General features: G+C 73.4%; 16 protein-coding genes. 6 read left to right on the top strand and 10 right to left on the bottom strand.

What is annotated here, in order from left to right; all coding sequences use genetic code 11:
* Positions 1-31 precede the first annotated feature (31 nt).
* Positions 32-1,633, top strand: a complete 1,602-nt coding sequence (locus ACZ7BZ_RS20130; RefSeq protein ID WP_470359433.1) for a protein kinase domain-containing protein — start codon at positions 32-34, stop codon at positions 1,631-1,633.
* 24 nt (positions 1,634-1,657) lie between these two features.
* Here the strand turns inward: ACZ7BZ_RS20130 and ACZ7BZ_RS20125 are convergent, their stop codons facing one another.
* Positions 1,658-2,401 (bottom strand): MBL fold metallo-hydrolase, encoded by a 744-nt coding sequence (locus ACZ7BZ_RS20125; RefSeq protein WP_470359432.1) that lies wholly within the window; start codon positions 2,399-2,401, stop codon positions 1,658-1,660.
* A gap of 80 nt (positions 2,402-2,481) precedes the next feature.
* Between ACZ7BZ_RS20125 and ACZ7BZ_RS20120 the strand changes: the two genes are divergently transcribed.
* Together ACZ7BZ_RS20120 and ACZ7BZ_RS20115 are read left to right on the top strand one after the other, a co-directional pair.
* The gene (locus ACZ7BZ_RS20120) at positions 2,482-3,084 is read left to right on the top strand and encodes a CGNR zinc finger domain-containing protein (RefSeq protein WP_470359431.1); all 603 of its coding nucleotides are present in this window, start codon (positions 2,482-2,484) and stop codon (positions 3,082-3,084) included.
* A 7-nt stretch (positions 3,085-3,091) separates the two neighbouring features.
* Positions 3,092-3,466 (top strand): VOC family protein, encoded by a 375-nt coding sequence (locus tag ACZ7BZ_RS20115; RefSeq protein ID WP_470359430.1) that lies wholly within the window; start codon positions 3,092-3,094, stop codon positions 3,464-3,466.
* Between the two features lie 52 nt (positions 3,467-3,518).
* On the opposite strand, the gene ACZ7BZ_RS20110 is transcribed toward ACZ7BZ_RS20115, so the two are convergent.
* From ACZ7BZ_RS20110 to ACZ7BZ_RS20085, 6 genes are all read right to left on the bottom strand, one after another.
* On the bottom strand, positions 3,519-3,728 hold the full coding sequence (locus tag ACZ7BZ_RS20110) for a hypothetical protein (RefSeq protein ID WP_470359429.1): 210 nt from the start codon (positions 3,726-3,728) through the stop codon (positions 3,519-3,521).
* A 321-nt stretch (positions 3,729-4,049) separates the two neighbouring features.
* Positions 4,050-4,574, bottom strand: coding sequence for a potassium channel family protein (locus ACZ7BZ_RS20105; RefSeq protein ID WP_470359428.1), 525 nt, complete (start codon positions 4,572-4,574; stop codon positions 4,050-4,052).
* 147 nt (positions 4,575-4,721) lie between these two features.
* Positions 4,722-5,003 (bottom strand): Sec-independent protein translocase subunit TatA, encoded by a 282-nt coding sequence (gene tatA, locus ACZ7BZ_RS20100; protein ID WP_470359427.1) that lies wholly within the window; start codon positions 5,001-5,003, stop codon positions 4,722-4,724.
* A gap of 186 nt (positions 5,004-5,189) precedes the next feature.
* Positions 5,190-5,759 (bottom strand): methyltransferase family protein, encoded by a 570-nt coding sequence (locus tag ACZ7BZ_RS20095; RefSeq protein ID WP_470359426.1) that lies wholly within the window; start codon positions 5,757-5,759, stop codon positions 5,190-5,192.
* A 107-nt stretch (positions 5,760-5,866) separates the two neighbouring features.
* On the bottom strand, positions 5,867-6,502 hold the full coding sequence (locus ACZ7BZ_RS20090) for a class I SAM-dependent methyltransferase (protein ID WP_470359425.1): 636 nt from the start codon (positions 6,500-6,502) through the stop codon (positions 5,867-5,869).
* A gap of 278 nt (positions 6,503-6,780) precedes the next feature.
* Complete coding sequence (locus ACZ7BZ_RS20085) at positions 6,781-8,337, bottom strand: MFS transporter (RefSeq protein WP_470359424.1); 1,557 nt, start codon at positions 8,335-8,337, stop codon at positions 6,781-6,783.
* 135 nt (positions 8,338-8,472) lie between these two features.
* On the opposite strand from ACZ7BZ_RS20085, the gene ACZ7BZ_RS20080 reads away from it, so the two are divergent.
* Entirely contained in the window at positions 8,473-9,066 is a 594-nt protein-coding gene (locus ACZ7BZ_RS20080) for a TetR/AcrR family transcriptional regulator (protein ID WP_470359423.1), read from the top strand.
* Between the two features lie 39 nt (positions 9,067-9,105).
* On the opposite strand, the gene ACZ7BZ_RS20075 is transcribed toward ACZ7BZ_RS20080, so the two are convergent.
* Positions 9,106-9,423, bottom strand: coding sequence for a cupin domain-containing protein (locus ACZ7BZ_RS20075; protein WP_380463254.1), 318 nt, complete (start codon positions 9,421-9,423; stop codon positions 9,106-9,108).
* A gap of 140 nt (positions 9,424-9,563) precedes the next feature.
* Here ACZ7BZ_RS20075 and ACZ7BZ_RS20070 point away from each other — a divergent pair, with 140 nt between their 5' ends.
* Complete coding sequence (locus tag ACZ7BZ_RS20070; protein ID WP_470359422.1) at positions 9,564-9,830, top strand: hypothetical protein; 267 nt, start codon at positions 9,564-9,566, stop codon at positions 9,828-9,830.
* A gap of 176 nt (positions 9,831-10,006) precedes the next feature.
* On the opposite strand, the gene ACZ7BZ_RS20065 is transcribed toward ACZ7BZ_RS20070, so the two are convergent.
* A complete protein-coding gene (locus ACZ7BZ_RS20065) occupies positions 10,007-11,164 on the bottom strand; it encodes an acyl-CoA dehydrogenase family protein (RefSeq protein ID WP_465739545.1) in 1,158 nt (385 codons plus the stop codon).
* Between the two features lie 208 nt (positions 11,165-11,372).
* On the opposite strand from ACZ7BZ_RS20065, the gene ACZ7BZ_RS20060 reads away from it, so the two are divergent.
* Positions 11,373-12,545 (top strand): TetR/AcrR family transcriptional regulator, encoded by a 1,173-nt coding sequence (locus tag ACZ7BZ_RS20060; protein ID WP_470359421.1) that lies wholly within the window; start codon positions 11,373-11,375, stop codon positions 12,543-12,545.
* Positions 12,546-12,653: 108 nt separating this feature from the next.
* Here the strand turns inward: ACZ7BZ_RS20060 and ACZ7BZ_RS20055 are convergent, their stop codons facing one another.
* Entirely contained in the window at positions 12,654-12,977 is a 324-nt protein-coding gene (locus ACZ7BZ_RS20055) for a hypothetical protein (RefSeq protein ID WP_470359420.1), read from the bottom strand.
* Positions 12,978-13,190 lie beyond the last annotated feature (213 nt).

Below are 13,190 nucleotides of genomic sequence, written 5' to 3'. Positions count from 1 at the left end.
CCCCGGAGGCTGCACGTGAGGGGAGATCCAGGTGATCGGACGGGCGCTGAACGGGCGTTACGAACTCGTCGAGATGCTCGGCGTCGGCGGCATGGCCACCGTCTGGCGCGGCGTCGACCGGGTGCTCGGCCGCCAGGTGGCCGTGAAGATCCTCAACGGCGGCCTGGCCGACGACCCGCGCTTCGCCGAGCGGTTCAGCCGCGAGGCGCAGCACGCCGCCATGCTGGTGCACCCGAGGATCGTCATGGTCTTCGACTCGGGTGTGGACCAGGGCACCCCGTTCATCGTGATGGAGCTGGTGAACGGCCGCTCCCTGGCCGCGGTCCTGGCCCAGCAGTCGCAGTTGCCGGTGGAGCGCGCGGTCGGCATCGCGGCGGCGGTCTGCGAGGCGCTGGCGGTCGCGCACGCGGCGGGGCTGGTGCACCGGGACATCAAGCCCGGCAACATCATGATCACCGATGACGGCGGCGTGAAGGTGGTGGACTTCGGCATCGCCCGGGCCGGCTCGTCGAGCAACCTGACCCAGACCGCGAGCGTGCTCGGCACGGCCGCCTACCTCTCGCCCGAGCAGGCCACCGCCTCCGCCCTGGACGGCCGTACCGACCTGTACGCGGTCGGCTGCGTGCTGACCGAGATGCTCACCGGCGAGACCCCGTTCACCGCCGAGGCCCCGGTGGCGATCGCCTTCAAGCACGTCAGCGAGCAGCCCCAGCCGCCGTCCGCACGGCGCCCCGGCCTGCCGCCCGAGCTGGACGCCGTGGTGCTGCGCCTGCTGGCCAAGGACCCGGCCCACCGCCCGGCCGATGCCACCGCCGCCCGCGCCGAACTCCTCTCCACCGTCCCGGGCCTGGCCGTCGGCGACCCGACCGCCGAGCTGCTCGCCACCACCTCGGCCGCCACCCAGCTGCTGCCGCCGGTGGCCCCGGCGTTCCCGGACCAGCAGCACACCGCCCTGCTCCCGCCCCAGGTGCCGCGCCACCCGGCCCCGGCCGCGACCTCGGTGATGGCCCCGCTCCCGGCGATGCCCCCCGCCGGGCACCCCGCCGCCCCGCGGCCCGCCGCGTCCGCCGCGTCCGCCCGGAGCCGCCGCAAGCCCCTCGTCCTCGGCGCCCTGGGCATAGTCGGCCTCGCCGGGGCCGTCGCCCTGGCCGTGACCGCCTTCGACGAGCCGACGGGCAACGCGGCCGCGGCCGCGCCCGCCACCAAGCCCCCGGCCGCCACTGCCGGCAAGCCGTCGGCGACCGCCCCCGCCATCCCGTCCGCGCCCTCGACCGGCACCCCCGTCCCCACCACCCCGGCAGGGCTCCCGGCCGCGACCCAGCCCGTTCCGCGCAACCAGCCCGCGGCGCTCCAGCTCCAGTCCTTCCGCCAGGCCGTCGCCCAGGCTCCGATCACCAAGGAACGCGACAAGCAGGCGGACCTGCTGCGGACCCTCGACGACGCCCTCGCCCGGGTCAACGAGGGCAATCCCGACGACGCCGCCCAGGAGCTCAAGACCGCCCAGAAGACCATCAAGGACCTGGCCAAGAAGCACGCCGTCGACGCCCCCACCTACGCCAACTGGAACGCCCGCCTGGGCGCCCTGTTCGCGACCCTGCACGCCTCCGCCACCGCCGACAACCAGGACGACTAGTAGGGGACCGGGCGTCAGGGCCCGTCAGGAGAACCGCAGCCGGTCGCCGAGTCCGGCCGCTTCGAACGCCGCCTCCAGGTCCGCGCGGCCCTCGGTGAAGTGTCCCCAGCTGTCGAAGTGCGCCGGTACCACGCGCCGAGCGCCCAGCAGGGCGGCGGCCTCGGCGGCCTGGGCGCTGTCCAGGGTGAGCAGCGCGCCGTCGAAGGGCCCGGGGCGGGCGGCGCCGGCGAACAGGACGGCGGTGTCGACCGGACCGAACCGGTCGGCGATCTCCTTGACCAACGGCAGCGAGGCGTTGTCGCCGCTGATGTAGACGCTCGGCAGGTCGGGCGCGGTCAGCACGAACCCGATCACCTGGCCGAGCACCGCCTCGGCCCCCTCCGGCCCGTGCAGCGCGGGCGCCGCGGTGACGGTGACGGTGCCGCCGTCCGGTCGGGCCAGTTCCACGGAGTCCCAGGGGGCGAGCCCGCGCGCGGTGCCGCCCAGTCGGTCGGCGCCGCTGGTGGTGGTGAGGACGAGCGGGACGGTCGGCAGGAATGCGCGGCCTGAGGTGTCCAGGTTGTCCGGGTGCTCGTCGTGGGAGAGCAGGACGGCGTCGACCGGGCCGATGTCGGCGGGGGTGACGGGGGAGGGCGCGGTCTTGGTCAGGGCGCGGCCGCCGCCGCGCGGGTAGTCGCCGGGCTCGTCGAAGGTCGGGTCGGTGAGGAGGCGGAGGCCGCCGAACTCGATGAGGGCGGTCGGGCCGCCGAAGACGCGGATGGTCGACATGCTGGTTCACCTCACGGAGAAAGCTACGGTTTGACGTGATGAAACCTAACGCTCCCTCACGGATGAGCGCAAGGTTTACCATGAGAACCGTGAACGCCGCCCTCACCGCCCCGCCGCCCGCGCCCGGCTCGGAGCAGCACGTCGCCCTCGACTTCGCCAACAGCGACCTCGCTCTCACCGCCGGCCGCCTCGACCTGCTGGCCACCCCCGCCGACGCCGCCCGGTGGCTGGCCGAACGGGGCCTCGCCCCCGCCGGCGCGGAGGTCTACGAGTACTGCACGGGGCGCCTGCGCGAACTGCGGGCCCACCTGCGGGTCCTGCTCGCCGCCCGCGTCGACGGCACCGTGCCGCCGCCCGAGGCCGTGGACGCGCTCAACACCGCACTGACCGCCACCTCGTCGGCCGCCCTGCTGCGCTGGGACGAGCCGCACGGCCCGTACCGCGCCCTGGCCCACCCGGCCGACCGGGTCGCCGTGCACGCCATGGCCGTCATCGCCGCCGACGCCGCCGAGCTGCTCGCCGGCCCGGATGCCGAACGCCTCGCCGCCTGCAGCGCCAGCCCGTGCCTGCGCTTCCTGGTCCGCACCCACGCCGCCCGCCACTGGTGCTCGACCCGCTGCGGCGACCGCGTCCGCGCGGCCCGGGCCTACGCCCGCCGCAGCAAGGCTGACGTCACGTCATAATGGCGCCGTGCTGACGATCGGATCCCTCGTCCTCGGTGTCGCCGACATGCCCCGCGCGGTCGCCTTCTGGTCGGCCGCGCTCGCCTACGTGCCGCGCGACGGCGTGGTCGAGGACGACTGGACGGTGCTGGTCCCCGCCGACGGCGGCACCGCCGTCCAGCTCGCCCTGGGCTACAGCGAGTCCCCCGTCCAGGACCACCCCCGCGTCCACCTCGACCTCTACGCGGGCGACGCCGTCGCCCAGGCCGCCGAGGTCGACCGCCTGCTCGCCCTCGGCGCTCAGCCCGTGGACTGGGACCTCTACCCCGAGGACCCGGACTTCGTGGTCCTCGCCGACCCCGACGGCAACCGCTTCTGCGTCATCGACACCACCCGCGGTTGAACCACAGGGTTGTCCACACCCTGTGGAAAAACCTGTGGGGGAGCGGGACGGCTCACAGGAGGGCGGCCTCCTCCGTCCACACGCCCTCCTCCGCCCACACGCGCTCCTTCGCGCTCTCCCGCCAGTCCCTCCGCGCCGCGATGATCCGCTCCGGCTGGCACCCCTCCGCCGCCTTCGACGCCGAACTCGCCCCCGGTGAGCTGCTGGTGAACGCCTGGAAGCACGCCGACACCCCCGGGTCCGGTACTGCACCGACGAGCACATTCGTACGCTCCTCGCCGAAGTGCAGGAGCGCGGCCGGAAGTTCGGCTTGATCTTCCCCTCGGCCGCCACCGGCAAGACCCGACGGCCGGGTCCTGGTCCGCTTCAACCCGGTGCCCGCGTCGACGCTGTTGGACCTCCTCTCCCTCCTCCTCGACGCCGAGCGCGACCGGGACGCCACGTGCGGTTCCTGATCCCAGCCGCCTTCGCCGTCCTTCTCGCGCCGGCGATCGCGACCGTCGCCCCGGGCGTCGTCACCGCCCTCCGTGCCACCCCGCCGCCGCCCGACGAGGACGGCTGAGGCAGGCCCCCCGTGCCGGATTCACCCGTCGCGCCGGATCCGCCGTTCCACGTTCCCGCGGATCGCCCGGGACGCCGTCCCGGCCGCCGCCGCGAGGAACACGAAGTTGTACCCGATCTGCAGCACCACCAGGAGCCGTGCCGTCTGCCCGGCCGGAGTGATGTCCCCGTACCCCACCGTCGCCATCGTCACGACCGTGAAGTACAGCGCGTCCAACCGCGTCTCCAGTCCCGCGAACTCGGCCTTGTGCGAGCCCAGCGCGTAGTACGACGCGGAGAAGATGATCATCGCCAGGAAGATCAGGAAGGCCAGCCAGACCACCGGCCGCTTCGCGGTGCCCCGCATCGCCCCGACGATCTTCGCGATCATCAGCCAGGTCAGGCCTACCATCGCCCCCACGAAGACGGCCCAGCTCAGCACCGGACGACGGTCGCCGAACCACTCCAGCGGCAGCGTGAAGTACCCGACCGTCAGCAGCGCGAACGCGCCCAGCAGCCACGCCGCGGCCCGGAGGTCGGTGGGCGGGGGAGGAGGGTTCTCGGACATCCCGCCCAGCCTGCTCGACCCGGGCGCGCCGCGCCCGCCCGACTACTCCGCCCGGGCAGGGCGGAACGGAGACGGAACGGAGGTGGAACGGAAAGCGTCGAGCCCCCCGGTGGATTCACCGGGGGGCTCGACGGAAGCTCGGGCGACTCAGGCGGTCGTCTCGGTGTGCTTCGTCTCGGTGGCCTTCGTCACGTTGGTCGGCGTGACGGCCGGGCGGTCGGCGGCCTGCTGGGAGGCGGCCGTGCTCTGCGCGGTGCCGGCGTCCGCCTGGTCGCCGTCCTCGCGCATCGCCTTGGTCTCCGCCTTCAGGATGCGCATCGACTTTCCGAGGCCGCGCGCCATCTCCGGCAGCTTCTTCGATCCGAACAGCAGGACTACGACCGCCAGCACCACCAAGATGTGCCAGGGCTCAAGACCGTTCCGCAGCATCCCTGGCCACCGGTCCCTTCTTGTCTAGAGTCACGGGGGGCGCGAGCGCCCATGCTCGCCAGTATGCCTGGCCCTCACACCGAACGGATACACCGGCCGGGAAACGCTGGCCGAAAACCAGGTGCCGTTCGAGCGGACCGCGAGGGCCCGTCCGGTGATTCCCGCCGTTGCCCCGTCAGTAGCCCATCAGTAGACGAACGGCACCAGCCGCTTGGAAACCCGCTGGTAGTCGGCGTACGCCGGACCGAAGGCCGCCAGCAGCAGCCGCTCCTCGGCGGAGATCCGCCAGCCGTACGCGCCGAGCAGCATCGCCGTGACCAGCAGGGACGCCGCCCAGCCGCCGGTGCCGAGTGCGTAGCCGGCCCAGACCAGCAGGCTGCCCGTGTAACCCGGATGGCGGATCAGCCGGTACGGGCCGGCGCGGACCACGTGCTGGGTGTCGACGGTGCGCAGGGTGCGGGTGTAGTAGCGGCCGAGGGTCCGCATGCCCCAGGCGCGCAGGGCCAGCCCGGCGGCGACCAGCGCGACCCCGAACCAGCGCGGCCCGGTGGGCAGCACGCCGATGTCGGCGCGTTCGAGCAGCACCACCACCAGCACGGACGCGACGTAACAGGTGAGCAGCAGCCGGGTCGAGCCGCGGTCGCGGTCGTCCGCGCGCCAGCTGCCGGCCGCGCTGTCCTCGCGGCGGCGCAGCAGCAGCTCGTAGCCGACCCAGCAGAGGAGGCCGAGCAGGGAGAGCAGGGACGGCAGGGACATGAGGGGGCTCCTGACGGTCGCGGACCACCCCTCCACGGTCCTCCGGGCGCGCCCCCGCGGCACGCACCCGGGGGTGGACGCGTCGCAGTCCACCCCCGGGTGGACGGTCACCGCGGCCGTCGTGCCAGCAGGTAGCCGCGCCGGGTGTCGGCCTCCTCGGGCAGGCCCTCCCGCTCCAACCGGGCCTCGACGGCGAACCCGGCCTCGGCGAGGCGGGCGGCGACGTCGTCGGTGCGCAGGAAGTGGAAGTCCACGTCGACCGGGTGGCCCCACCACTCCTCCAGGTGCCGCACCTCCCGGCCCAGGTGGAAGGAGACCAGCAGTACCCCGCCGGGCCGCAGCACCCGCAGCATCTCGGCGAAGGCGGGCAGCAGCTCGCCCGGCTCCAGGTGGATCACCGAGTACAGGGCCACGGCCGCCGCGAACTCTCCGTCGGCGGCGGGCAGCGCCAGCAGGTCGCCGGTCCGGAACTCGGCCTCCGGGTGCTCGCGCCCGGCCAGCTCCACCATCCGCGGCGACAGGTCGATCCCGACCACCCGCGCGCCCCGCTCAGCCAGCCACCCGGCGACGTGCCCCGGCCCGCACCCCAGGTCCGCCACCACCCCGCCGCCCGCCTCCTCCACGACGGCCCCCAGCAGCGCCCGGTCCACCACCTTGTGCGCCAACTCGCTCCCGATCCGCCCCAGGTACTCCTCCGCCACCGCGTCGTAACTCCCGCGCACCCGCCCATGTCCAATCCCCATCCCCCCACCCTGGCACGCCCTCTGAAGCGCCCTCCCTCCAGGGCGGGGCCCGAGCCACCGTCGCCGCCCAGGAAGTCGGCCATCCCGACTTCCTGCGTCCGCACTCACCGGCAATGGATCTCCTGGTCGGGCCGCCGGCCGTTCAGATGCCCGGCACCAGCTGTGCCCGCCGTGCCCGGGTGCCCGGCCGGTGTCGGACGTGGGTACGGCGGAGAGCCCCCGCCCGGGATCGGGTGGGGGCTCTCGATGACTCGCGTGGATCGTCGGGCGCTGGCAGGTCAGACCGTGGCGGGCTCCGGGGTCACCGGGGCGGCCGGGCTGGTGGCGGGGAGGTGGCGCAGGAGGCGGTAGGCGAGGAAGGCCGCGCCGAGGGCGAAGAGGAGGCCGACGACGGCGGCGACGTGCAAGCCGTCGGTGAAGGCACGGCGGCCGGTCTCCAGCAGATCCGGGCCGAGCCGTCCGGGCAGGTGGGCCGCGACGGAGACGGCGCCGCCGAGGGTGTCCTGCGCGGTGCCGGCGGCCGGGCCGTCGACGCCCGCCGGGAGGGCACCGTCCAGCTGGTGGCGGTAGACCGCGGCTCCGGCCGCGCCGAGCAGGGCGATGCCGAGCGAGCTGCCGAGTTCGACGGCGGTCTCGGAGGTGGCGGAGGCGGCGCCGGCCTGTTCGGCGGGGGCGGCGGAGACGACCATCTCGGCGGTCATCGTCATGGTGCCGACGGTGCCGGCGGCCAGGACGCCCGCCGCGGTGAGGATGAGTGCCAGCGGCGAGTGCGGGCCGACCTGGGTCATCATCGCGAAGCCCGCCGCGCCGACCACGAAGCCGCCGCCCATCAGGGCCGCCGGGCGGACCTTGCCGGCCAGCGCCGAGCTGATCCCGATCGCCGCGCCGACGCCGACGCTGGGCACCAGCGACCAGAGCGAGGCGGTGAACGGGCTCATGCCCTTGACCAGCTGCAGGTACTGCGAGGTGAAGAGGGCGAAGCCCATCATCGCGAACATGGCGAGGGTGTTGACGCTGATCGCGCCGCTGAAGGTGCGGATCCGGAACAGGCTCAGGTCGATCAGCGGGTTCGTGGCGGTGCGCTGGCGCCGGACGAAGGCGGCGGCGAACAGCAGTCCGGCCGCGGCGGCGAGGGCGGGCAGCGGGCTCCAGCCGTCCACGGCGAGCGTCTTGACCCCGTAGACCAGCGGGAGGATCGCGGCGAGCGAGAGCACGGCGCCGGGCAGGTCGAAGCGGCCGGCGGGGGCGGTGGTGCGGTACTCGGTCAGCAGCACGGGCGCGGTCAGCAGCACCAGGACCATCACCGGGACGGCGACCAGGAAGGCCGAGCCCCACCAGTAGTGGTCGAGCAGCAGTCCGCCGGCGACCGGGCCGAGGGTGGCCCCGGTGGTGAGGACACCGCCCCAGGCACCGAGGGCGATCTGCCGCTGCTTGGCGTCGTGGAACATGTTGCGGATCAGCGCGAGGGTCGAGGGCATCACGGTGGCCCCGGCGATGCCGAGCAGGGCACGGGCGGCGATCAGCTGTTCGGCGCTGCCGGACCAGGCGGCCAGCAGCGAGGCGCCGGTGAAGCCCGCGGCGCCGACCATCAGCAACCGGCGGCGGCCGATCCGGTCGCCCAGCGCGCCCATCGTGATGAGCAGCCCGGCCAGCAGGAACGAGTACATGTCCATGATCCACAGCTGCTGGGTGCCGCTGGGGGCGAGCTCGGTGGAGATGTACGGGACGGCGAAGAACAGCACGCCCATGTCCATGGCGAGGACGAGGGTCGGGAGCAGGAGGACGGCCAGGCCGATCCATTCGCGACGGCCTGCGCGGCCGGTGGTTGCGGTCATGGGGAAGACCGTACGGATGTGTCAGACACTTGTCTAGTACATATGTCTAAAACGATAGTCCAAGACGAACGTGCGAGACGAACGTACGAGACATACGTGCAAGACATCCGTGCAGATCCTCCGTAGGATCGGGGCATGGGAAACCGCGAAGACCTGATGGCCGGCGCCAAGCGCTGCCTGTACGAGAGGGGCTACGGACGCACCACGGCCCGCGACATCGCGACCGCCTCGGGTGTCAGCCTCGCCGCGATCGGCTACCACTTCGGCACGAAGGACGCGCTGCTCAACGCCGCGATGATCGAGGCGATCGGCGAGATGGGTGAGGCCCTGGGGGTGGTCGTGTACGGCGCCAACCAGGTGTCGGAGGACCCGGAGACGCGCTTCGCGGCCGCCTGGAACGGCCTCCGGGACGTCTTCGTCGAGCACCGGGGGCTCTGGGCGGCCCAGTTCGAGGCGCTCGCCCTGGCCGGGCACAACCCCGAGCTGGCGAAGGCCTTCGAGGAGGCGCAGAAGGACGGCCGGCTCGGCCTCGCCGCGGTGTTCCAGGGGGTGACGGAGGTGCCGGACACCGAGGAGGAGCTGGCCCGCGGCACCTTCTACCAGATCTTGCTGGCCGGTTACGTGGCCCAGTGGCTGGCAGCGCCCGAACTGGCCCCGAACGGGCAGGAGTTCCTGCGCGGCCTCCGGCTGGTCAGCGGCACCGTCCTGGGGTCGCCCGCCGCGCCCTGACACGCGTCAGGGCCCGTCCCGTGGACCAGGCCGGGGGCCTTACGCCGTGACGGCCGTCAGCAGCACCACCGAGTCGACGTGGGCCACCAGTCCGTGCCGCTCCTGCGGTACGGGCTCCAGTCCGCCGACGGACAGCTCCACCTGCCGCCCGGCGATGGTCAGCGCCACCCGGCCGCGCAGCACCTGGACGCTCCCGGCGGTGGGCGGGGTGTGCTCGTCCAGTGCGGTGCCGGCCGTCAGTGCGATCACGGTCTGCCGCAGCACCCCGTCGTGCAGCACCAGGTGGGCGCTGCGCCCGTGCGGGCTCTCGGCCGCCCGGGCGGAGTGCTCCACGGCGAGCTGTTCGAGATCGGGCATCGCGCCGCCTCCTCCTCGGGCCGTGTGCCCAGGTTCGCGGACGCACCGGCGGCGCGCACCCCGAGCGGCCGGATGCGGCCCGCTCGCGGATGTGGCCCGCCCGAGGTGCAGCCCCCGCCGACTGCCCGCATCGTGGAGGCATGGCGACCAACCAAAGGATCTTCGACGGGTTCCAGGTCAACCGCTCGCTGCTGGCCGGCGGGGTGGCGTTGACCGGTATCGGCTCGGTACTCGGCGCGGCCGGTGCGGCGCTGGTGTGCGCGGCGCTGTTCACCGCGAGCCGCGACTGGGTTCGCAACCTGGAGACCCCGCCCACCGCGCTCGCCCAGCGGGCCCTGCACGAGGCGAAGGTGGCCTCCTCGGCCGGCTGGGAGGCCTGGCGCGCGGAGCACGGCTCGCCCAACTGAGCCGCCCGGCCGCGCGCACCCGTCCGAGCGCACCCAGAGCGCACCCAGAGCGCACCCGTCCGAGCGCACCCAGAGCGCACCCGTACGGGCGGACGCGGCGGGCCGCCATGGGGGTGCGGCCCGCCGCAGCTTCAGGCGGCGGCTTCACGCCACCGCTTCACGCGGCAGCGACTCCCTCACAGCCCCAGCGACTTGGCGATGATGCTGCGCATGACCTCGCTGGTGCCGCCGTAGATCCGGAACACCCGGTTGTCGGTGTAGAGTCGGGCGATCGGGTACTCCAGGATGTAGCCGTAACCACCGTGCAGCTGAAGGCACTTGTCGATGACGGTGGAGGCCGACTCGGTGCAGAACAGCTTCGCGGCGGCCGCGTCGGCGACGCTCAACTCGCCGTCCTGGTAGAGCTCCAGCGCGCGGTCCACCATCGACTGCTGGGCCAGCACCTGGGCCTGGCAGTCGGCCAGGGTGAACTTGGTGTTCTGGAACTCGGCCACCGCCTTGCCGAACACCTTGCGTTCCTTGACGTACTGCACCGCGAACCGCACCGCCGCCGCGGCCGCCGCGTACGCGCCGACGGCGATCGCCAGCCGCTCCTGCACCAGGTTGTGGGTCAGGTAGGAGAAGGCCTTGCCCTCCTCGCCGAGCAGGTCCTCGACCGGCACCTTGACGTCGACGAACGCCAGCTCGGCGGTGTCCGAGGTGCGCAGGCCGATCTTCTGCAGCTTGCGTCCGACGGAGTAGCCCGGCGAGGTGGTGTCCACGCACAGGATGGAGAGCCCGGCCCGGCGGTTCTCCGGGTCGTAGGGAGCGGTGCGGGCGACCACCAGGACCAGGTCGGCCAGCACGCCGCCGGTGATGAAGGTCTTGGCGCCGTTGAGGACGTAGTGGGTGCCGTCCTCGGAGAGCCGGGCCGTGGTGGTGATGCCCGCGAGGTCGGAGCCGGCGCCCGGCTCGGTCATCGCGATCGCGGTCATGATGTCGCCGGAGACGAAGCCGGGCAGCCAGCGCCGCTTCTGCTCCTCGTTCGCGTACTCCAGCAGGTACGGCAGCACCAGCCCGGTGTGCACGCCGGAGGAGCCGAAGCTCACGCCCGCCCGGGCGGTCTCCTCGGCGATCACCGCCTGGTACTTGAACCCGCTCTCGCCCGCGCCGCCGTACTCCTCCGGCACCTCGATGCCGTAGACGCCGAGTTCGCCGAGCTGGCGGTAGAAGTCGCGGGGCGGGTGGCCGTCGGCCTCCCAGCTCTCGTAGACCGGGACGACCTCGTTGGCGATGAAGTCCCGGATGGTCTCCCGGAAGGCCTCGTGGTCCTCGTTGAACACGGTGCGGCGCACGGCGGCGCTCCCTTCGGCGGTGCCGGCCGTGGGGCCGGCGGAGGCGGAACGTACCAGGTGGTGGCCCGACAAGTTAATCCTCGGTAGCCTCGACTGTCCAGCGCCCGCGGGCCCGGAAAACGGGCTTGGAGCGGTCGGCAAGTGAATCCTTGCTAGCCTTCGGGCGGGGTCCGGACGGGCCGCGGGGCGAATCCGAGGGAGGCAGGCCATGGTGGTCCGACGGCCACCCGGGCGGCGCGCCCAGATCCTCGCCGTGGCCGCCGACCGGTTCCACCGCAGCGGCTACCACCAGGTGTCGATGACCGAGGTCGCCGCCGGGGTCGGCATCACCGCGCCCGCCCTCTACCGGCACTTCCGCGGCAAGCCCGAACTGCTCGACCGCGCCGTCCGGTTGGGCCTGGACGCACTCGGCGACGGCTTGCGCACGGCCGGCAGCACCGCCGAACTCGGCACCGCACTGGCCGCGGTGGCGGTCGGCCACCGCCCGCTCGGCACCCTGGTGCAGCGCGACGCCCGGCTGCTGCCACCGGCCCGCCGGGCCGAACTGCGCCGTGAGCTGCGTGCGGACGTCGCCCTGATGGTCGCCGTGCTGCGTACCGAGCGGCCCGAACTCTCACCCCAGGACGCCGAGTTGCTCTGCTGGTCGGCGCTCTCCGGCTGCGCCGGGCTGTCCTACCAGTCGGCCGCCCCGCAGCCCCGCCGGGCCGAGCCGCTGCTGCGCGAACTGGTCGCGGCCGTCCTCGCGGTCTCCCTGGACGGCACGGCCGCCGGGCCCGAGGTCGGGCCCGCCGCCGGGGCGGCACCGGTGGTTCCGCAGCCGAGGACGCAGGCCCGCCGGGAGGAGCTGCTCGCGGCGGCCGTCCGGCTGTTCCACCGACGCGGCTTCGACAACGTCAGCACCGACCAACTCGGCGCCGCCGTCGGCATATCCGGGCCAAGCGTGTACCGCCACTTCGACAGCAAGGCCCAGCTGCTCGCGGCCTCCCTGGTGCGCAGCCGGGAGCGGCTCTGGCACCAGGTGGACGGTGCGATCGCGACGGCCGCGAGCCCGGCGGAGGCGCTGGCGGCCGGTCTCGGCGCGTACGTCGACTTCGCGCTGCGCAACGGCGACTACCTGGGCGCGATGCTCAGCGAGACCGAGCGGCTGGCCCCGCCGGACCGCCGGATCGCGGTGGACTTCCGGCGCGACTTCCTGCGCACCTGGGTCGAGTTGCTGCGACAGGTGCGCCCGGAGTACGACGCGGTGGCCGCCCGGATCCGGGTGCACGCGCTGTTCTCGCTGGTCAACGACGGGGTGCGGAACGGCCCGCACAGCACCCGGCCGGACCTCGGCGACTGTCTGCGGCGGCTCGGCCGGGCGGTGCTGGGGGTCGACGCGTAGGACGTGCGCGGGGCGAAGCGCACGGGGCCGGGTGCCCGCCACCGTGGGAACGGCGGCGGGCACCCGGCCCCGTGGGGTGCGACCGGGCTCGCGCCCCGGCCGGCCCGGCTAGTAGAGGACGTGCGGGTAGTAGACCCGGGCGTCGAAGTTGCCGTTGCCCTGCAGGGCGCCGACGTTCCCGCCGTTGCCGGCCACGGCGAGGCCGTTGTTCTGGTTGCTCGCGCCCGAACCGGTCGCGGTCTGCTGGGTGTTGACCACGTTGCCGTGCACGGTGCCGACGATGTTGCCGGAACCGACGTTGTTCACCACGCTGCTGTTGGAGTGGTCGATCGCGCCGGCGACGTCGTCGGCGTGCGCGGTGGCGGCACCGACGCCGACGAGGAGGAAGGCCCCGAGGGCGGTGACGGCGGCGGCTGCGCGGATACGGGACACGCTGGTCTCCCTGAGCTGGAAGTGCGAATGTGGCGCGATCCGGAGTGGCCGCTCCGTAGCGCCGTTGCCTGACGTCGCACGATCAGCATTCACCAGTGACGTGGACGAACTCCACCAAACGGGTGGCAATTCCCTCGATGGTGGGGGAGTGGTCCATTCCAAGTTGACGATAATCCGTCATTTCACCGGCGAAAACCGGGGTGATGACAGCTG

It is taken from the genome of Kitasatospora sp. NPDC036934 (assembly GCF_055608425.1).
This window is presented reverse-complemented; position numbering and strand designations above follow the sequence as displayed.